Here is a 21,401-nt window from a genome sequence, read left to right on the forward strand (position 1 = left end):
GTCGCGTTTCGGTTCGCCCCGTTCGGCTCGAACAACCCGTCCGTCTCAATCATCTCGTTCGTCTGCCGACCCTGTCGCCAAAACCAACCCCTCGTCGGTCAACGCTGACCCGGCCAGTTATCCGCTGTTGCCCAAAGACCATCGTGAACCCGACGATTGGGCGACTTCGGTCTACGCGGACCAACATCTGCGATCGGCCCGGGACTCCATCGACCGGTTTGACTCGATCTATCGATCGGGGGCACCGGTCATCGCCGACGTCGCCTACGAAAACGCTCAGTTCGTCAGGCAATGGGTCGAAGCGGCGAGATCGTACCTGCGGCTGTCCGATCAGGTCCACGATGCGGATCGGAACCGACGATCCACGTTGCATGATTTCCAAGAAGTTCAGCAGAAACTGGAACACCACGGTCTGACACCGACCGTGGGATTGTTGCTGCGGCACAAGAAAGAACAACTGGACCAGTGGCAGGTCGAACACGGCCAAGCGACGTTCGTCAATCAAGCACTGTCCGAAGCCCGACAACAACAGCTGAAGTTGGACTTGGTCGAATTTGACGGCTCCGACCCGATCGCCCAAGCGTCACGTGTGCTGGCCAAAGCCGGCTATCGCGATGTCCCGGATCACGACCCGCTGCGACGGCAAGTCGAAGAATTGTTGGACCAGCGGTACGCCTGGTTGGATTCGCTTCGCACGGCCTATGACGACTATCAAAACAAACTCAGCGAACTGGATTCGGTGACCAATGCGTCGCGTGACTTGGCCGACGAATATCGCGCACTGATCGATCGTCACGTGGCATGGATCCGCAGCGATGATCCGATCAGTTTAGGCGACCTACAGAACTTCAAAAGCGGAATGGGCGCGCTGTTCGATGCCCAACGCAGCGCCGACTTTGGTCCGACCGTTGAACGGAAATTGCGCGACAATCCCGTGGCGGGAATCAGCACGTTGGCCTGGATCATCGTTGCGTTGGCCATTCGCTGGTTGGCCAAGTCATGGCTGATCGGAATCGGCAACAAAAAGCGTCTTCGCAAAACGCATCCGATGCGGCGAAAACTGTCCGCCGGAATCTTGACCGTGGTGGTCGCGACCGGAATCCCCTCGTGCTTCTTTTTGATTTCGCGATGGTTGGGCGACGGAATCGTTTCCGAAGCCACGCTGTATGCGTCCAGCGCGTTTGCGGCGGGCAGTTTGGTCGCTCTGTTCATCGAAGTTCCCCGGCAATGGTTGCGTGCCGGCGGGTACTTGGACCAACACGTCGACATCGAATTGGAACGTCGGCCCCGGGCGATGACCTACCTGACCATCGTGGGCACCGGATTGGTGATTGCCGCCTATGCCGTGACGCTGATGGGGTTGATGAACCAGGGCATGTGGCGTGGATCGGTGTCACGAATCGGTTTTATTACCGCCATGTTGTTGGTCGCCTGGACACTGCACCGTTCGTTCAAACCGACCGGCGGGTTCCTGGAACCGCTGATCGAAAAATTCTGTGGCAGCGTGATTCACCACGCCCGATTGTTGCTTTACATCGCGGCCCTGGCGTTTCCGGTCGCGATGATCGGGCTGTCCGCACTGGGATACGGATTCACGACTGCGGAAATCATTCGGCGGGCGATTTGGACGGCGGTCATCGCGATGTCGGCCGCCATGATCTGGCCGGGTTTGAAATTCGCGTCAGAAGAACTGTGGGAACGCATCACCGGGATGGCGCGCGATCAAGCGGACGGTGACGTGATCGGTGGCTATGCGGATACCGGAAAGGTGTCCGGGGCCCTGGGCGAGCACTTTCTGGAACTGAAACACCACTTGGCGTTCTTGTGCCAGTGTGGCTTGGTGTTGGCCGCCATTTTCGGCTTCGGATGGCTGTGGATCGATGTGTTTCCCAACGCCGATGTCGGGAACCCGGTGGTGTGGACTGTCGACGACGTGGTGACGCAAACGGTGATCGATGCAGACGGCACCAGCAGCCTTCAGTCAAGAACCGAGCCTCGTCCGGTCACCGCGTTTCATTTAGTGTTGGCTGCGGCGACATTGTTTGTGGCATTTCAGTTGGCGAAGCTTCTTCCGGCCTTGTACGACGCGTTGGTGCTGCAGCGTGTTTCGTTTGACGAAGGCATGGAACACTTCACGTTTATCCTTGGACGCGTTCTGATCTTTGGCATCGGCTGTTTGATTGCCGGACGCTTCATCGGACTGCGTTGGCAGACAATCCAGTGGCTGGCCGTTGGGTTGACCATCGGCCTTGGATTCGGATTGCAAGACATGGTTCGCAATCTGTTCGGCGGCTTGATCGTGTTGTTCGAAAAGCCGGCTCGTTTGGGTGATCGCATCACGGTGGGTAAGGTCACCGGTCGCGTGGCGGCTCAGCGACTGCGGACCACCGTCTTGGCTGATGACGACGGTCGCGAAGTCATCGTGCCCAACAAGAACTTCGTCAGCACTGATGTTGTGAACTGGATGGGGGCGGGACGGCTGAGTGCCGTGGCGATGGAAGTGTCGACCACCCGCGACCAGCGGCCCGCGGATCTGTGCCGGATGCTTCAGGAATTGATGATCGAACAACCGGATGTGTTGTTGACCCCTGCACCACAAGCGACGCTTGTATGCGTAGGCCAGCGGTCACAGCGAATCGAAGTACGCGTCTGGGTGGAAGAAACCAAAAGCGTTTCTCGATACCGTGATCAAATGCTACGGTTGATCCGAACCTTCTTGAGCGAACGAGACCTGCTGGCCGGCAACCAACCGTCTCAGCCCGAACTCGCCGACGTCATGCCCGGCGGCGACGAACTCGACCACCTCTTCGACGACGACTTCGACACCCCCAACCTCTCCAAATCCACCCGTCGTCGACGCCCCGCCTGACCGGAAAAGGGGTCAGGCGTCTTTGTTTGCTCGCGCGGTCGAACCTGAGGGCGGTTGGTGCTTGGATCACGCGACCGTGATATAGTTCCTGCTTGGCGGTGGAACGCTGGGACCACCATTGGATCGTCGGGTCTTGGAATGGAATTGCGTTGAGATTTCTGCAGATATTTATTCCCGAAGGCGCCGGTGGCAACTTTGACGAGTTGTTGGAGGGCCAGAGGGTTCTGGGGACTTGGCGTGGCGATACCTCCGATCAACGGATCGTGCTGCACTTGTTGGTGCCCGCCGAAGCCACCGAGCCGATCATGGACCGGTTCGAAGAAGCGTTTGGGACCCACGAAGGCTTCTGTATCGTCGTACTGCCGGTCGAGGCGGTTCTGCCGCGCCCCGACGTCGCCAAGGAAGCGGATCAAGACTCTGACGCGGACGTTGACTCGGATCAGGACAGTACCAGCGACAGCGGACGAGTCAGCCGTGAGGAGTTGTACAGTGAGATCACAGAAACTCTGGGCATTGATCGTGTCTTTCTGGCAATGACGATCTTGTCGTCAGTCGTGGCAGCGGTCGGCCTGTTGCGAGACGACGTCGCGGTGATCATCGGTGCCATGGTGATCGCGCCGCTTTTGGGGCCCAATGTGGCCATGTCGTTGGCGACGACTTTGGGTGATCTTGCCTTGCTTCGTCGTGCGCTGCTGACCAACGTGGTCGGGGTGACCGTAACGCTGTTGGTCGCATTGGGCATTGGGATTTTGTTGGACGTCGATCCGAAGATTCCCGCCATCCAGTCCCGGACCGAAGTCAATCTTGGCGATCTGACTTTGGCATTGGCCGCCGGTGCCGCGGGAACCTTCGCCTTCACCCGTGGCATGTCCAGCGCGGTGATCGGAGTGATGGTGGCGGTTGCGTTGATGCCACCACTCGTCACGTTTGGGATGTTGTTCGCCGAAGGAGCCTATCGACCTGCCGCCGGGGCGATGATGCTGGTCATGGCCAATGTGGTCAGCGTCAATTTGACGGGCGTGGCGACGTTCATTGCGCAGGGGGTGCGACCGCGATCGTGGTGGGAAGAAGAACAGGCCAAGAGATCGACGCGCATTGCGATCGCCATCTGGGTCACGTTGTTGATCGCACTGATTGCCATCCTGTTGGTCTATCAGAAGAACGAGACGTTGAACAACTGACCAACCCACCACATCGAACGACACAGAACGGTGCGGCTAAGCAGGGAATTTTCGTTAATCCAGCACGTTGATCTTCAGCACGACCGCGTGGTCAAATGGCGGATCAACGATCGATTCAATCGTCAGGCCCTCATCAGATAATCGCCATTTCAAGGTTTGGTCTGAACCGAGCACAGCGATGGAATCAATCTGCTTCAGTCTTGGGTGTTCGTTGGCGTTGAGTGATTGGATCCGCACTTCGCCCTGAGGTGCCTGTAATAGCGTTGCGTAGAAGGTGCCAGACTTTGCTGTGAATCGAATGTCATCGCTGGTAAATTCCCGATTTTTGCCCTCGCTAAGGTGGCCGGTCGCGACTTTCGCTGGACCTTCGCCAAAGACTTTCCAAGGCCGCGTGCCGTAGATCGCTTCGCCGTTGACCTTCAACCAGCGACCGATCTCTCGCAAAACATCAGCCTGTTCGTCTGGGATGCGACCACTGCTATCCGGGCCGATGTTCAGTAGCAAGCAACCGTTTTTGCTGACGATGTCGACCAAATCATCGATCAACGAGTTCGCGGACTTGGATTCCCAATCGTCACAGTAAAACCACGAATTGCTGCCCACCGATGTGTCGGTCTGCCAAAGTTCGTCCAGCATTTCATCGGACTTGCTGCGTTCCAGATCCAACATATGCGTTCCCTTGGGATACGAAGGGAATCGCAGGTTTTTGGTTTGCAAGACTGTGGTCACACCACGTTTGCGCCCGTGATTGTAGTAGTACGCGGCGAGCTTCGGGTGATAGGGAGCGAACTCGGGGGAATCGAGTCCGAAGTCGAACCACAAAATGTCGGGCTGATAGTTGTCGATGATTTCCTTGGTGCGAACCCACCACATTTCCAAGAATTCTTTGTTCGCGGGTTCGCCTTGTTTGTGCTGCGGCGCGTACAGGTCAGAGAACTGTGGATTGCCCGTGTCATAAGCGGGATCTTGCGGATAGTACCGCCAATTGAACGCGTAGTGCGATGACGCGCCGAAGATCAATCCTTGTCGCCGAATTTCATCACGCAGTTCGGCCAACAGATCACGTTTGGGACCAATCTCAACCGAGTTCCAGCGTGTGTGCGATGAGTCATACATTGCGTAGCCGTCATGGTGCTCTGCCACCGGAATGACATACTTCGCACCGGCCTCGACAAACAGGTCCACCCATTCTTTCGCGTCAAAGTTTTCCGCTTTGAACATGGGGATCAGATCTTTGTAACCCACCTCGGACGGATCGCCGTAAGTCTGCACGTGATACAGGTACGCGGGATGAGGTTGATGGACTTTGATTTCACCGGTCACGTGATGTCGCTGGACCGCATCCTCATACATCCAGCGTGGATACCAATCGGTTTTGTGTTCGGAAACACACGACGGTCCCCAGTGGACGAAGATTCCAAATTTGGCATCCGCCATCCAATCAGGAATTTGATACTTCTGAAGCGATTCCCAATTCGGATCGTACGAAGGTAAATCCTGTCCAGTGCAAAACTTGCCAGTCAGCAGGCAGACGGCGACTACGCTTATTGCAAGCCGATAGATCGCGCCAGCTTTGGGCAGTGGAGGCGTGATTCGATTGAGGGTTGAAGTTTTCATCGGAGACGTTTCGCGTCGGAAGTATCAAGTGTCGCGCCGGTGAGATTCGGCGTTGGGCCGATCCCATATCTGAATTGAGCGATATTGTGGCAGTTCTTTGTCGTAGCCCGAAGCGTGAGGTTTGAATTTCGGTTCTCTGGTAACCCGAAGCGTGAGCGAGGAAAAAACATGTTGACATCGTGTCACTCACGCTTCGGGTGACCAAGAAAACCAATGCCAAGGGTACAGACGTAAATTCAAAACGGACAGGATGAGTTGCCATATTCTTGGGGGACTCGCAACTGCATCGAAAGGAGCCTGCCCTTTCGATCTGTTGGTCAGTGCCAAACCTATTCAAACGGCAGGGTCAGTGTTTGGTCATAGCCAACGCGTTTGCGTTTTTGCACGTAGTCGCGAGTTCTGCGGAAGATGTCTTGATCGCCCGTGATGCGTGGGTCCCCCGTTTGACGTTGGTATTGTTCCAGTTGGCTGGAAAGCGATGCGATGTCGTCGGTGTATTGCGGATCATCGATCAGGTTGTGTTGTTCCCACGGATCATTCGCGACGTCATAAAACTCTTTGGCAATCGGAGTCGCCCACTGAGATCCGCCGATGTTGCCGTAGCGAACGATGTAAGAAAATTGATCGTTGCGGATACTGCGGCTGGATCGTGAATCGGGATCGAATTCGCCGTGCCATTCCAATCCGGTGACCACGGTGCTTCGGCTCGGATCGATTCGGCCGGACTGTTCGGACCGCAGAATCGGAACCAGACTTTTCCCCGACATACCATCGGGAACGGGAATCCCGGCCAACTGTAGGAACGTGGGTGCCAGATCGATCAGGCTAACGAAGTCGGTCACGGTTCGGCCGCCAGGCATCTTTGCCGGCCAGCGGATCGCCAGCGGAACATGGACACCGTTGTCATAGGGTGAAGCCTTGGCCCGCAGGGATTCGCCGTCCAGAACCACGCTGCCGTTGTCCGATGTCACCACGACCAGCGTATTGTCGTCTTGTCCGGTTCGTTCCAATAAATCCAACATCCGCGACAGTTGCTGGTCGGCGTAGGCGATTTCATACAACGTGTTGCCGCGTTCGATCCGATTGGCTTCGGAATCGTCCATCACCGGCGGCATCGGTACGGTGTCGGGCGACATGCCGAACTGGTCGGCCAAGCGTTGATGGTTTTGATCGCCGTAGGGGCCATGCGGTTCGTGAATGCCGGCCCAGAAGAAAAAGGGTTGGTCCTGATCTCGGTCGTCCAAGAATTGCCGGAAGTTTTCCGCGTAGTCGATCGGGCTAATCCCCGGGATCGGTTCAGGTAATTCAATCGCGTCGTACGTCTCGCCGATCATCTGATCGTGACTTTCGTCGATCGTCACCCCGGGGCCCCATCCTTTGCCGGTATTGCCGACGTGGTAACCGTGCCGAGCCAACACATGGGTAAACAACGGGATTTGCTGTGGCACGTACGCTTGAATGAAAGCACCTTGACGCAGTTCCCAGAAGTTGCGACCGGACAAGATCGACGCACGCGACGGGGCACAGGACGGCGCGGACGTGAATCCGTGCGTGAACAACGCCCCTTCTTTTGCAACACGATCAAACGCCGGCGTGGGCAAGTCGGACCAGCCATGGATGCTGCGTTCCAACCAGCTTTCGTCGTCCGTGATGAACAGCAAGATGTTCGGCCGGTCGCTATCGTCCGCTCTGGCCGTCCCCGTCAACAAGCCGACAAACATCAAGCCGACAAACATCAAGCTGACAAACATTACGCCGGCACAGTAAGCCCGGCGACGAATCATCCATCGACGGTACATGATTTCAATCGCATGCATGGTATTTTCCGCGGAACGTTACCGCTGGTTCTGTGGGGAGGATTCGGATCGGTCGCGACGAAGGTCCAGGCAATAACTGCCTGACGCGGCGGCAGAGCACCAGATGCGATCGGGTTTGCCGCTGTCGAATGCGATATCGCTTAACGGCATCGGACCGCGACCGAGATTGATTTTGAACCAATCCGATCCGTCCCCCGCTGCTCCGCCGGTGGCCGTGATGTAGGTGCCTTGGTTCAAGTTGTTGATGCTGCTAGTTTCTCGCGTCGCCACCAAGACCCATTGGACGCTCCGCAGGCTGGTCGCGACTTGCGCACAGAACGGATGGTCAAAGATCATCGTCCAGTCGTCAGGGCGGTATCCACCGTTGGGTTTATAGTCAGCGATCCAAACGCCGCCTTCGCCCCAGTCCGCCACGTCGCCGTCTCCACCACCGGCGATCAAGATCTTCGTCGCCCGGTCGTCTTCGACGTGCAGATAGACGTCCCACAGCGAACGAATGCCCGGCGGGATGGCTTCGGCCGTCCACGACGATGCACCGTCGGACGTGCGGTACAGTCCACCGTCGGTGAATCCCTTGCCCGGGGCTTGGTAACGTTTGGCGGCGGCGTACAGAACACGGTCGTCGTCCGGTGCGACCACCAAGCCTTTGACACACACGCTGTCGTTGCCGACCGCTTTGCCATTGATCCGACCGGCGGCAGTGACGGGCAAACCGCGATTCACACAAGTCCACGAAACGCCGTCGTCGGTTGACTTGTAGATGCCTTTGCGAGCCGTTTGGCTGTAGATGCGTGTCTGTCCCATCGGAAAGTTGTCTGCATCGACGACCTCGGCCACGGCATAGATCGCGTCTTTGGTGACACGCAGGTTTCGCCAATAGACCATGTCTCGCAGCGCCGTTTCGTCCGGAACGACGATCGGTTCGCCATTGATCGCGAACGACTGGCCGTGATCGGTCGACTTGCAAAAGTTGCCACGACGCGGCGAGAAGAAATAGAAGACGTCCGGATCGCTGGGGTGCTGGGCCAGCGTGGTTGGGGCGATGTAGGGCATGCCGGGGGCCCATGACGGACCGTGATCGACCAAGCCGGGCAGTCCACGAACGCCGGGGACGCCGGGGAAGTCTGGATGTGTTTGGTCGGTGGTTTTCCAAACGGATTCTTCTTGTTGTAACAAGAACATTTGACCGCGGCGATGAATGTCGGGCACCACGGCATAGGCCCCCAAGTCACCATTGCCGTGACCAAAGTAGACTTCGCCGACTTGGGTGTTGTCCACGCTGATCCATTGGTCGGCATCAAAGTCATACTTCACGGTGTAGTAGCCCTTGTCGACGCTGGCGAACACGGTCCCATCGGCGGCGATGGCCGCCGTACGGCATCCGCGTATGTCGTACTTGTAGGAATCGGGATACTTGTTGTCGTGAACTTGCGGGTCGATGTTGCGATTCAAACGTTCGGGTTGTCGCTGGGCCCAATACGCGTCCTTTTGGAATCCTGTTCCCAAACGTGACGCGGCGAACCAAGAATCACCGCCGTTGTTCGATGCCCAGATGGCTCCGGTCACGATGCTGACAAAGTTCGGACGTGTCCCGTTGGCCAAGAACAAGCGATCCGGGTTGGTCGGGTCGCACAGGATCTCGTTGAAGTTGGGGAAATAAGATTTGGGCAGCTGAATCTTGGCTTCTTCTCCGTTTTCGAAGTCGAACCAAAACTTGACGAAAGATCGAAAGCGGTTGATCGGGATCTGCAAAGCTTTCAAGTCCACTCGCAAGTCCGATGTCTTGTCGATCCATCCGGTTTGTGTCGTCGCGGTTTGCGGTGATGGGGTGATAAACACGCCGCCGGACGATGCGATCGTTTGTCCGGCGACGGCATAGGTGGCTTGCTGCAACACACACAGCCGAAACGTTGAACCGTCCCAATTGGCGTCCATCTTGCAACAGCCCGACAAGATTCGTGTCCATGGCGATGTGGCATCATCACGCCGGTAGACGCCCGTCGATGTGGCTGCGAACAACATGTCGGGATAGCGGTCGACATCGGGATGACATAACAGATCAAACACCGACGTCGCGTCATCCATCCCATCGTTCGGAATCGCCGTGATGGTTCGATCGTCGCTGGTGATCTGCGTGATCTTCCACACCTTCGCCGCCGACGCGTCGATACGTTCGATCGGATTGGGGCTCGCGGCGGTACGAATTTCCGCGACGTCGATTCCGTTGGCGACGTACCAGGTGCCACGTTCCGCGGGATGCGCGACCGCGGTGTACCAGGGCGAATCGGGTTCGCGACCTGATGCGTACTTGGTGATCGGATGAAAACGTCGGCCGCCGTCGGTGCTGACTTCGATCCGTTGACTCGGACGAGCCCATTGGCCGACGTATCTCAAGCTGACCACAACAGACGGATCCTTCGGATCGCTGGCCACACACACGTCGCTCAACTCTTGGCGGCGTCCCCAAACTCCGTCGGGCGGGATGACTGATTCCCAGTGCAAACCACCGTCGATGGTCAGATAATCGTTGCCCATGTCGGGCGTTACCCAGACTTTGTCGGAATCGACCGAATCGGTGTGAATGCGGCGATTGCTGCCCGCCATTCCCGGCGCGACTTGTTTCCAAACGAACCGAGGGTCCGAATCAATTTGCCGCGTCTTCAATTCGGCAAAGGTCCATCCGTCGGCCCGCAGGGGAGAGCCCAAGACTAACCCAATCAGTAAAAGGATCTGCAACGGCAGTAATCGACGTGTGTTCATCGCGAAGATTTGCATCGGTTGTGGCAGGATGGTGCGATCGGTCATGACCGGCATTGCCGGCGACGGTTAGGTGACGGACGGCGGCGGCTTATCGGCCTTCGGGGTGTTCTTCCAAGGTGTGCATGCCTTGTTCAAAGTAGACGTCGGGTTTGTGCCAGACCCCGGTCTTTTTAAAACCTGGCTGGTCGACGTCCAGGCTGAAGTCACAGTCGAAACGTGCCAAGATCGAATAGCTCTTCTGTGGCGTGCCCGCGTTGACGAAGTGGCACAGTCCCCAGGTGAATCCGCGTCCGTCTTTGGTGTCGGTAAACATGTCCGGCGCAAAAGGGGCGGCCGCCGTGGGTGTCAGCGACAAACACGACGCGATTTCAAAGTTCACGCCATCGGGCGAATACTGCATCGTGTCACGTTCATTGCCGTCTTTGATCGCCAGCGCGGCCACGCCACCACGGAAAGGAAAATAGGTGGTTTCGTGTCCGGAATTCAGAACCGGATTCAACGGATGTTTGTGAAAGGGCCCCAGCGGGTCATCGGCGGTGACTAGGCCATGAGCAACGGCGTACACGTCACGTTTGTCGGGCCATTTGTTGTACGCCGCTTTGTAATAAAGATAGATCTTGCCTTGATAAACAATCGGGTGCGGATCGTGCGTGGCGTTTTGGTCCCACTGGCCGGGTTTGCCGAACGGAATGATCGCGTCGCCGCCGTGAGTCCAAGGGCCGTCGGGTGAATCCGCATAAGAAACGGAAACCGGGCAAAGGTCCCCACGAAGACCACTGGGTTCGTTGAACGCTTGATAATAAAGGTAATATTTGCCCTTCCAAACCAAGATGTCGGGCGTGCAAACCGAACGCCAACCGGGGGCGGGTTTGGGCGGGCGCGCGACGGCAATACCCTGTTCCTGCCAAGTGATTCCGTCTTTGCTGGTCGCGTGCCAGATGTCAGAAAGATCCCAATCGGTGGACGGGATCGCATCGGTGGCTTCATCAGCACGATTCCATCCGATGGGCGGGACCGGTGATTGGCGGCGGGTGTACCAGATGTGATAAGTATCACCGACGCGGATCGGACGCGACGGATCGCGCCGTGAAATCGTTCCGTCCCCGTTGTGGTAGTCGAATCCTTGCAGGCGAGTGTATTTGAACTGTGAAAACAATTCATTGTCTAGGACGCGAGGTGCCGGATAGTCGAACATCCGGTGCATTGCGGAACTGAGCGGGATTTTGGGCCGTTGCTCGGGCATTTTATGCGGGAACACGGAATCCTGTGCGTGGCAACGTCCGACCGCTGGCAAGGTCAGGGTCAACACAATCAATGACCGAATCGAAAGGGATATCGCATTCATCGTTCATTTTCCTTTTGATAATAGCGAACCCAATCGACCTTCATGCTGGTCCCGTCGATTTGGTCGGAAACGGTGCCGGCCCAATGGATGATGGCTTCACTGAGCCAGATCGGGCATTCACTTTTGCAAAACTCGTTGGGCGTGCGACGAAGTTCTTTGCGGTCCTGGTAAAAGACCAATTCGTCTTCGGTCCACAGCAAACCATAGGTGTGATAGTTGGCACCAAAGTCAGCTTCGTCCTTGGAATTCATGGTGGCCACATCCTGCCAAGTTTTGCCATCGTGGGCTTTGATCGTGTAGTCGCTGACTTGGCCCCATCCGGTCCAGTGTCCATCCTTTTGCCAGCCATTGATGAATTGGACGCAGCCGATGGTGATCGGATCAGGCCATTGCAGTTCGATCCATTTTTCGCCATCGTCGGGCGATGTCCAACTGGTGCTTATCGTTCCGTCGACCGCATGCTCGGGACGAGTGTTTGGGTTGAACACGCCACTGGCGGTGACTCGGGCGGATGCGTCGGCGGCATGATTGACCAGACCGTCGATGTCTTGGTCGGCGGATTCCGAAAGTGGATCTGGGTACCGGTCGCCGACACCAAAGACGCGGAGTTCGCGAATATGAAAATGCGGGCTGGTGTTGGAGGCTAAACGCAGACGTGTGGTTGTGATGGGAATTTCCAGCGGCAACGAATAGTCCGGACGCATGCCAAAGGCGAAACCTTTGTGGGCCGACGGATGAGACTTCTTTCCATCATCGCCGACCACGACGTCGGACCAATTGTGAATGTTTGTGTTCACTTCATTGGGATAGTGACCTTCGTTGATATCGATTTCAAATCGCTTGCCTTCGGTCGGGTCGTCGCCTCGTGTCATTAGCCAGAATGAATTGTTCGTTCCGGTGGCTTCGGCATAGCGATAGCGACATTCGAAATAGCCGTACTTGAATTTCTTTCGCGTCCAGATGCTGCCCGACGTCCAGTCTTGGCCACCGCGTTGCTGTTTCCGATTGACCAAGTGCAGGATGCCATCTTTGACCACCACGTTTTCACGCCATCGGCTGCACAAGATGTGATGGCTGGGGGCATTTTGGGATTCCCAGTGTTTGTCCAAATCTTCGTTCGGATAGTCAAACTCGTCCTGCCACACGAGTTTCCAACCAGACAGATCCATCTGCGGTTGTGAGACAGTCGGCGACGGATCGGCGGGAGTTTCCGCAAAAGACGGTGGTGCGACGACGCCCAAAAAGACGGCCAAAATGCCGATCGTTAAAGGGCGAAGATAGACGTGAAGGCGTGACATTGTGGGATGGTGGGAGTGAAGGAGAAAGGGAAAGTGGTTGGGATTGCCATGCCGATCACTTTGCGTCGGGCGGCGTCAGCGGGATGTGGACGTTAAAGGAATGCACTTGCTGGGCGGTTTCTTCGGCGGCGCAGAACAGCACCGCAGGCTTGCCGTTTTCCATCCACAATTGAGGACGTTCCAAACGGTTCAACTTTTGATAAGTCCCGTCGGCCCACGTCAGTTCGCGGGCGGTGACCAGCGGGTTGGCGGCGATTTCCCAATCCAGTCCGTTCTTGGAAGTGAACAGCGACAGTGAATCGGTATTCAAACCGTTGAACGCGCCGTGATGGTCGTTAACGATCGCCAAGCAAGTGTCGCCCTGCGACCAAATGAAGGGATCTTCGGCGGAGAAGTTCTCGCCTGGGACGGTGAACAGCGGCTTCATGTGCTTTTCAAACGGACCGGTCGGCGAATCGCTGGTGGCGGCCAAGTGAACGACGGGACCTCCGAAGGGACGTTCGCGTTTCAATCCCACGGCTTTGTAAATCAACACGAACGTTCCATCGGAACGCCGCAGGATCGACGGGTTGCTGGTCATCAACGCATCGTGGGCTGATTCATCCGGTGTGATGTCGATCAGCGGTTGATCAAAACGCTTCCACGGACCGGCCGGATGATCGGCAACGGCGACGCCGATCCGCTGGTTGTTTCGGTGCGTCCAATTCAGCCGCTCGGTGGGCTTCCGATCGCCCGTATTGCCCATGTAGTACAGGTAATACTTTCCATCAAACTCGTGCACCGTCGGGTTGTGAGTGCAAAGCCCGTCCCAGTATTCGCCTCCACGTTCGGGCAACGCGATATCGACGTGCTTGTACGGCCCCAACGGATGATCGGCGACGGCATGTGCGATTTCCGAATGAGTCACCCAGGCACCGTGTTTCAAGTCACGCGGCCAGCGACTGTACAGCAGATGACATTTGCCGTCGGCGTCACGTACCATGCTGCCGCCCCAAATGTAATAGCCTTCGTCGATGAACTTCGCCGATGCGGGAACGGGCGACAGCATCGCGTGAAGGTTCAACTGGGCCGGATCATCGGTATGTGGGCTTTCGGCGCGAGCGGGACTCGTGAGGCCGATCGAAGCGATGCAGCACAGGACCAGCGAACAGGCAATGGACTTGATGACTTTCATGGGGTGGGCTCGTGGGGTGGGGTTTGGAAAAACAGGGCAGGTTGGCGGGAAATCATTCGGCAAAGACGTCTTCGGTGGCGTTCACGATGTTCGACCACCCGCTTTCTTTACCCGATGCGATTCGTTTCATCCGAAGCGATACTGATTTGGCATCGTTCACATCGACTGACAGCATGCCTCGCAGATCGGTTTGCAGTTCACTGGAAAGATCTGATTCGTCCTCGCCGTACTGAACGACGTAGGTCGCATCATCCGGCTGGGCGGAGTACCCAACGACCAGTCGGCCATCGTGAACGAAAGCGTGCCAGATGACTGGCGGCAAGATCGTGCCGTCGGTGGTCACATCGATCGGTTGCGACGGAACACTGTCGCCTTTCGCGTTGGACGTGATGACGCGGACTTGATAACCGCCGCCGGCGGTCAGTTCACTCAGATCCACGTAGGGATCGATCGTCCGCTTGCTTTCGGTGGTCGTTCCGTCGGGACCGCTGCAGCGAACGAACCACTCGTCGGCTGACGCGGGCCGATCAAAGAAGACGCGAATCGAATCGTGGCTTGCGATCGCCGTTGCGCCGGTCGGCTTTTGCGGAACCGCAAACCGCTGGACCGTTTCGTAGCGTGTGAATCCGTTGGGTGTCACCAAGCGTGCAACTAAGTCAAACGCGTCGGTGGGGAACGTTTGCCAGTGGATCGTTCCGGTCCAAGGCGAATCCCCGGGCTGAAGCGTCGGCAAATCGATCGACTCGGTCAGCAGCGTGTTGCCATCGGAATCGCGAAACTGCCATACCAGGTCGTAATCTTGCATGGTGAAGCAAGGATAGTCATCGCGACCGCGGATCGGGATCTTCACCGACGCATTGTTTTGATTGGGATTGACCGCGTCGATTTGGATGTCCAAAACGGGGCTGTTTTCCGATCGGCACTGCGCGAACAATCGTCGTTTCTGTCGCCAAACATTGACCAAGCCCCATGCACGGTTTTCGTCTTCCAACGTTTGTGCGTACCCGCTGCGGTAATCGTTGTAGGTCCACAGTGACGCGCCGATGACAAACGGAAAATGGCCGCGGATGCACGCGTTCCACTGATCCAGTTCGGGCAGCGATCCGTCCAAACTGGCTTCGGTGAATTTGCCCATGCCAAACTCGGAAAAGAAGATCGGCTTGTTCGGCCACTTCCGATGCAGGGCTTCGATCATCGTCGTCGGCCGCTGCATGTAGCAGTTCTGCAGCATCACATCGGATTCGCCCAGCGGATCGTTCACCGGGGTCTCGTGATCGCGATAGCCCGTGTTGCTGACACAACTGACCAAGCGATGCGGGTCCAGTTCACGATGCACGTAATCGATCATCTTGGCGACATACGTGTAATGGTTGCTCAGTTCATTACCAACGCTCCATCCGATGATCGACGGATGATTCACATCACGCTCGATCATCTCCCGCAACCATTGACGCGTCAGTGGATAGTCGGGCGGTGTGAGTTCTGGGTTGGTCAGTTCGCGAACGTTGACCTCTTCGAACAACAGGATGCCGTTTTCATCGCACAGTTCGATCAGCCGTTTGTTTTGCGTGCCGTGCATGATCCGCATGAAGTTCGCGTTGGCATTCTTCATCAGTCGGACATCGTGCCGCAGCACATGCTCGGGTTCCGAACTGCCCCAGTAACGATGGTCGCTGACGCGGTTGTATCCCGCCAAGCGGACCTTTTCGCCGTTCAGCCATAAGCCTTCGGGTTTGATCTGAACCTTGCGAATGCCGAATCGATCGCTGCGTGAATGCTGTGACGAACCGTTTTCACGAAGCGTTGTTTTGGCGTGATACATATGCGGTCGGTCGAAGTGCCAAAGGTGCACGTCGGCGGGCTTCAAGTCGATGTTGATGGTGGCTTCGCGGTCATTCTTCGCCGGCACCGTGATGGTGGCCGTGCCGGAGCCCAACAACCGATCACCGTCGTAAAGTTCAGTTTGCAGATCGACCGTGCGTTGTCGCGTGCTGTCGTTGGTCGCGCGGACTTTTGTTTGGATCGCCGCAGTGCCGGCGTCCAAATCAGGCTCCGCGTGAGCGTACTGATAAGACACACGGACATCGCTGGTTTGAATCAACGACACGTCACGGATGATGCCGCCCCAATTCCACGTCGCGCCGACCAAGAAGTCATTGTCGGCTTCGACCGCCAACACATTTGTTCCGTCGAAATTCACCTGGTCCGTGACATCGAATTCGAACGGTGTCAGCCCGCCTTGATGACGTCCGACGTACCGACCGTTCAGAAAGACGCGAGCCAAGTGATAGACGGCTTCGAAACGCAAGCGGATGCGTCGACTTTCATCGCGTTGCCAGGTTTGGGGCAAGGTGAAAGATCGTCGATACCAACCCTTTCCGTTGTAATTGCTGTACTCGTTCCGCATGCCCCAGTGACCCGGCACTGGGATCGCATCCCAATCGGAATCATCCAATTCGGGCGATGGTGCGTTGCGGATGTCGGCACGTGATGCCAACCACTGTGCATCGGAAACCGGACGTAACATCACTGCGTCAGCGGCAACACCACCGGGCGTGATGGCGGACATTTCAAGGAAATGATCGCCGCCGGGACCCAATCGATAGACGCCCAGGCTGACCCATTGCCCGCATCGCACACGCTGGCTGATATGGTGTGTGTCGGTTCCGTCGGCGTGAGCAATCCGCACTCGCGTGGTCAGGTGATGACCAAAGGGATAATAGACGAAGTGTTCGAACAGGCCGGCACGCGGTGGCGTGGTGTCGAATCGGACGGCCGGCAATGATTCTCCGGGAACGAAGTCTGCGTCAGTGTAGAACCGGGTCCGATAGTCGTCGCCCCAAAGTTTCGTGTCGCGATCGCCTTCGGTTTTGCGTCCCCAATTTCCAACGACCTCGACAAGATCGTCGTTAGCATTGTCAATCACGATGTCATCCGGACCGGCCTGAATGCGGTGCGGATCAGAACCTTCGCCGAAGAACGTATTGAATTTCCACTCGCTGCCAAGCGAGACGACTTGTTCGTCCTCGCCAGATGGCTGTTGTGTATACGCTGACGGTGACGAAAGCATGCACCCGAGAACGAAACAGATTCGAACCAGGGGGAAATGCGGCGAATCGAATAGGTGGGACATCGGAGGGAATTGATGGGGGTGGGATTGCTGGATTCGGTTGGCTGAGGGCTCGTTCACGGTCATTCGAAGACGCGGACGCGGAACACACTGACGGGGATGCTGTTGTCCGTGCCGCTGACTTCGATCTTCAGCCCGCTGGTTTGCGTCGCGGGGAACGACAGATCGCAACGTGTTTGGTGGTTGTCGGAAACCTCGGCCAAGCAAAGCCCCGTATCATCCGTCACGCGAATGTTCGCCGCACAAAACGGCATGCGTGATTCGGGATGCCCCATCAGCACGGTTTCCATCGGGTGATCCAGGTCCGTGTCCAACGCGACGACGACGCGCCGAATCGTGACCGGTTGTTCCCAATTCAGATCCAACGTCGGTGACGCATCATCGGGCGACGCGACCCAAGCGTTGATGCCCGACGTCGGACGTTCGGGCCCGGTGATGACATTGGCTGGACCGAACCCGGACAGCGGCGGTGTGATCTGCATCGCCAAGTTCTTGCCGGCGGGCCTTCGTTGAGGCAGCCAAAATTCAAAGCGTTCGACGCCGATACCGTCCGGCGGATCTTGAACCGCCGAATTGCTGACTTTGCGTTCCAGCGTGTGGTGCACCGACAAGACACCGGTCATGCGCTGGTCGCTGAGTGATACCGTGAGGTCAGGGTTAGCCATCAAGCAGACAAACAGATAACGCGGTGAATCGATCGTGACGTCAAAATCGACTTCCACCGATTGGCGTCCAGCGTCCACCGCCACGTTGCGACTTGCCAGGACTTCGTCGGGCGTGAAGGAGTCTTCGCGAGTGCAGCCGCGCAGTTCAAACTGGATCTCGGTGGCCGACTTGGCATCCAATTGAAACTGGAATCGCGGAAGCTTGCCCGGAACGATTGGCAACAGCATCCCCACGGGACTTTCCAATGGGATCGAGTCGTCGCCCGCCGGAAGGCTTTGCAATTGCAGTTCACTGCTGGCCGACACCGTCGCCTTGGTCGCCAAGTCGGCTTCGTCATCGATCAAGACGTGTGGGATGTGTTGACCGGTCCGCAGCAGTTCTTTCTGCAGCCCCCGCATCCGAACTTCATCCAACAAATCCTTGGGGACCAAGTTGTCTCGATGACAGATCGCCGCCGCCATGCCGACGGCTTGAGCGTTGTGGGCACACGTGGCCATGACGCGAGTCGATCCGAATGCCAGGTGGCTGGCACTGATGATCCGACCGGCCAAGAACAGGTTGCGAATGTTACGGCTGTACATCGCACGGAAGGGGATCGGATAGACGCCTTTACTGTGCCACTGATTGCAACCGGGCAGATCGCTGTAAACGCCATCGGACGGGTGCAGGTCGACGGCCCATCCGCCAAAGCTGACCGCGTCGTTGCATCGTCGTTGTTCGATGACGTCTTGCTGGATCATCATCGTGTCACCTTCGAAACGACGACTTTCGCGTTTGCCGGGGATCTGGCCGACCCATTCCAACGTCAACGTTTCAGCCTCGGGAAATTTCCCCGAGTTTTTCATGTAGTCCCAGACGCCGTAAACGATTTTCCACAATTCCCACTTGATCGTTTCGGTTTCGTGGACGGTATCCAGACGACCGCCGTATTCGATCCACCACAGTCGGCAACCGTCTTGGCCGACCGCAAAGTTTCGCCAACGCGGAATGGCTTTGATGTCTTTGATCGCAAAGCTGGGCGGCACGAATCGAACCGGTCGCCCTGTGTCTTTGGTGTAGAAGTAAATCGAATGGCCCAACAGTTGGCCGTAACTTTCATCGGGTGCGAACTGTTCACCGAACTCTTCTTTGGTTTCCGCGCCCATGCGAAACGCGGCACCCGACATGAAACCGATGATGCCGTCGCCCGACGCGTCACAGAACAACCGCGAAGACACTTCGTACATCGTGCTGTTCTGGCTACAGAACGCTCGCACTGACTGAATCGTGTCCGGGTCGCTCTTGGTGACTTCGAATGCGGCCGTGTTCAACAGCAACGTGATGTTGGGTTCTTCGACGACCTTTTCCAACAGGATCGTGTCCAAGATCAGCGGGTTTCCGTCGCTGTTGCGATACGTGTTTTCGACAAAGATCTCGTCGATCACGCCGCCTTCGCGGGCCCAGCGGTTGTTGTTGCCCATGTGCGACGTCGCGCCCAACGCCCACAAGCGGACTTCGCTTGATGCGTTGCCGCCCAGCACCGGTCGGTCTTGGATCAAGACCACGCGGATGCCGGCACGAGCCGCAGTGATGGCGGCGCACACACCGGCCAATCCGCCGCCGACGACGACAAGGTCAGTTTGAATTTGTTTGACCAGAGGCGATCTGGTTTCGGCGACGGGTCCGTCGTTGATCATGATGGTGTCGAAATTTGTGAAAGGTTTGTGCGAGATTTGCGATGGGCGGCGTAACCGATTCCGGCAGACAGCAGGATCAGTGCGCTGGCAAAGTAGCCGATCGTTGCCAGGCTCTGCGTGTTGACAAACAACAACGCGAACATCATCAAGCCACAGACCATCAACGCGCCCGACACGATGAAGCCGGGCGTGGGATCAAAGGTCGTTGGAACGGGGCTCGATGCGTTGTTCGCGACTTGGCCAGCCTTTGCCGTGTGGTGAAGACGTGACCAACCGGGCGACGTGCCCTTGGATAGCAATTGCACGACGGTCAAAACCGCGACGGGCAAGACCACGCCGACGACAACGTCGGGGTACTTGCCATAGGCGGCAAAAAAGTCGGGCCAGCCGAACTTCACCGCCGCACCGGCTAAGAAACAAACGCCCGCGGTGCACCAAACGGCCGTCTGTGAAATGCGTCGACTGAACAGCCCCCAAATCGTCGGCGCTAACAGCGGTCCGACCATCAAACTGGTGATCGTCACAATCACGTCTTCGGCACCGCCCATTGCGGGAACGGCAATCGCCAACGCAATCAGGATCGCTCCCAGAACGAAGCTCATCCCGCGGCCGACACGCAACAAGTGCCGTTGATCGGATTGCGGACGCACGCGTTTGTAGATGTCTTCGGTCAACACGCCGGCGAAGACGTTCAACTGCGAACTGACCATGCTGGCCGTCGCCGAAAACATGGCCGCGATCATCAAGCCCAACATGCCGATCGGCAAAACATGTTGGCACGACAAAACGTACGCTTGTTCCGGATCCGCATCGGGATTGATCACGCGATAGGCCAGCGGCGGTAACAACCACAACATCGGGCTGACCAGGTACAGGATGCCGAACAGGTAGGCACTCTTCTTTGCATCACGCGCACTGGGCACGCATAAGAACCGCTGGACGAACGCCCATTCCGCGCCGACCATGAAGAAGTGGATCGCGACCCAACCGGCCAAGAAGAACCACGTGTAATCGCCTGACACGGGATTGAAAAATCCCGGCGGTGCACGATCGATCAGCGAGCTGATCCCGCCCGCGTCCGCCACGATCAGCGGGATCATGAACAGCACGGCCAAGTTCAAAACGATGAACTGCAACACGTCAGTCATCAGCACCGCCCACAGCCCGCCGACCATCGTGTACAGCACGACGATGCCGCCGAACACCAGGATCGCCCAAGTGATCGACAGGTTGCCGGTTGCCGGATCTCGCAGCGGGTTGCCTTCGGCCAACGGCATCAATGCGACCAACAACACCGACAACGAATACAACGCCACCGCCACGCCGACCATGCGATAGATCATCATCGACCAAGTGTAAAAGTGCAGCGGACCGACGCCGTAACGCTTTTCGATAAACTCCGCCGGCGTGCGAATCCCGATCCGCTGCCAGTGACCGGCGACGAAGTATCCGACCAACACCGCGGCGACGCCGTAGCAAAGGTTGATCATCACCGCGACGATCCCAAGCCGATACGCGATGCCACCCCAGACAACAAACGTCCCGGCGGAGAACATCGTCATGAACGCGCTAAGCCCCGACGCCCACCACGGCGATTGACCGCCCGCGGAAAACAGGTCACCGGTGTTCTTCACCTTCGCGCTCAACCCAACACCCACGGCAAAGATGCCAAGCAGGTAGGTCAGCAGCACCAGATAATCGGTCAGTGTCATGGCGGGGATGGATCCACTGGCGTGGCCCCGATCGGCGTGTCGCAGCACGTTGGTGACGCCGCGTCTGAACGGCTCGGGCCAAACGGGGGCGGCAACGGGGCGGGGTGGTGGAGGCGGGAAGAATAGAAATCGTGAAGGATATTGTTCCCGACGCGA

The 21,401-nt window shown here is 57.3% G+C and carries 11 protein-coding genes; 2 read left to right on the forward strand and 9 right to left on the reverse strand.

Going from position 1 to position 21,401, the window contains the following annotated elements:
• The first annotated feature begins 127 nt into the window (after positions 1–127).
• Together Mal65_RS11980 and Mal65_RS11985 are read left to right on the forward strand one after the other, a co-directional pair.
• The gene (locus Mal65_RS11980) at positions 128–2,869 is read left to right on the forward strand and encodes a mechanosensitive ion channel domain-containing protein (RefSeq protein WP_196784782.1); all 2,742 of its coding nucleotides are present in this window, start codon (positions 128–130) and stop codon (positions 2,867–2,869) included.
• A gap of 149 nt (positions 2,870–3,018) precedes the next feature.
• On the forward strand, positions 3,019–4,050 hold the full coding sequence (locus Mal65_RS11985) for a TIGR00341 family protein (protein WP_145297706.1): 1,032 nt from the start codon (positions 3,019–3,021) through the stop codon (positions 4,048–4,050).
• 54 nt (positions 4,051–4,104) lie between these two features.
• Here the strand turns inward: Mal65_RS11985 and Mal65_RS11990 are convergent, their stop codons facing one another.
• The 9 genes from Mal65_RS11990 to Mal65_RS12030 form a co-directional block, all read right to left on the reverse strand.
• Positions 4,105–5,667, reverse strand: a complete 1,563-nt coding sequence (locus tag Mal65_RS11990; protein ID WP_145297709.1) for an alpha-L-fucosidase — start codon at positions 5,665–5,667, stop codon at positions 4,105–4,107.
• A gap of 329 nt (positions 5,668–5,996) precedes the next feature.
• Positions 5,997–7,484: a sulfatase family protein gene (locus Mal65_RS11995; RefSeq protein WP_145297712.1), complete on the reverse strand. Its 1,488-nt coding sequence runs from the start codon at positions 7,482–7,484 to the stop codon at positions 5,997–5,999.
• Between the two features lie 18 nt (positions 7,485–7,502).
• The gene (locus Mal65_RS12000; protein WP_145297716.1) at positions 7,503–10,289 is read right to left on the reverse strand and encodes a glycoside hydrolase; all 2,787 of its coding nucleotides are present in this window, start codon (positions 10,287–10,289) and stop codon (positions 7,503–7,505) included.
• Between the two features lie 43 nt (positions 10,290–10,332).
• A complete protein-coding gene (locus tag Mal65_RS12005; protein WP_145297719.1) occupies positions 10,333–11,589 on the reverse strand; it encodes a glycoside hydrolase family 117 protein in 1,257 nt (418 codons plus the stop codon).
• Positions 11,586–12,887 (reverse strand): family 16 glycosylhydrolase, encoded by a 1,302-nt coding sequence (locus Mal65_RS12010; protein WP_145297722.1) that lies wholly within the window; start codon positions 12,885–12,887, stop codon positions 11,586–11,588. Before Mal65_RS12010 ends, Mal65_RS12005 begins: the two co-directional genes overlap by 4 nt.
• A 55-nt stretch (positions 12,888–12,942) precedes the next feature.
• Complete coding sequence (locus Mal65_RS12015; protein ID WP_145297725.1) at positions 12,943–14,061, reverse strand: glycoside hydrolase family protein; 1,119 nt, start codon at positions 14,059–14,061, stop codon at positions 12,943–12,945.
• Positions 14,062–14,113: 52 nt separating this feature from the next.
• Positions 14,114–17,194, reverse strand: a complete 3,081-nt coding sequence (locus Mal65_RS12020; RefSeq protein ID WP_165701220.1) for a glycoside hydrolase family 2 TIM barrel-domain containing protein — start codon at positions 17,192–17,194, stop codon at positions 14,114–14,116.
• 59 nt (positions 17,195–17,253) lie between these two features.
• Complete coding sequence (locus Mal65_RS12025) at positions 17,254–19,533, reverse strand: FAD-dependent oxidoreductase (protein ID WP_145297730.1); 2,280 nt, start codon at positions 19,531–19,533, stop codon at positions 17,254–17,256.
• The gene (locus Mal65_RS12030) at positions 19,530–21,245 is read right to left on the reverse strand and encodes a sodium:solute symporter family protein (RefSeq protein ID WP_145297733.1); all 1,716 of its coding nucleotides are present in this window, start codon (positions 21,243–21,245) and stop codon (positions 19,530–19,532) included. Before Mal65_RS12030 ends, Mal65_RS12025 begins: the two co-directional genes overlap by 4 nt.
• Positions 21,246–21,401 lie beyond the last annotated feature (156 nt).

Source organism: Crateriforma conspicua (assembly GCF_007752935.1).
GTDB classification, from domain to species: domain Bacteria; phylum Planctomycetota; class Planctomycetia; order Pirellulales; family Pirellulaceae; genus Crateriforma; species Crateriforma conspicua.

Coding starts and splice junctions, on each gene's coding strand:
- Mal65_RS12005 (WP_145297719.1), bottom strand. CDS start 11,589: ATGAATGCGATATCCCTTTCGATTCGGTCATTGATTGTGTTGACCCTG.
- Mal65_RS12025 (WP_145297730.1), bottom strand. CDS start 19,533: ATGATCAACGACGGACCCGTCGCCGAAACCAGATCGCCTCTGGTCAAA.
- Mal65_RS12020 (WP_165701220.1), bottom strand. CDS start 17,194: ATGTCCCACCTATTCGATTCGCCGCATTTCCCCCTGGTTCGAATCTGT.
- Mal65_RS12000 (WP_145297716.1), bottom strand. CDS start 10,289: ATGACCGATCGCACCATCCTGCCACAACCGATGCAAATCTTCGCGATG.
- Mal65_RS11990 (WP_145297709.1), bottom strand. CDS start 5,667: ATGAAAACTTCAACCCTCAATCGAATCACGCCTCCACTGCCCAAAGCT.
- Mal65_RS12015 (WP_145297725.1), bottom strand. CDS start 14,061: ATGAAAGTCATCAAGTCCATTGCCTGTTCGCTGGTCCTGTGCTGCATC.
- Mal65_RS11995 (WP_145297712.1), bottom strand. CDS start 7,484: ATGCATGCGATTGAAATCATGTACCGTCGATGGATGATTCGTCGCCGG.
- Mal65_RS12030 (WP_145297733.1), bottom strand. CDS start 21,245: ATGACACTGACCGATTATCTGGTGCTGCTGACCTACCTGCTTGGCATC.
- Mal65_RS12010 (WP_145297722.1), bottom strand. CDS start 12,887: ATGTCACGCCTTCACGTCTATCTTCGCCCTTTAACGATCGGCATTTTG.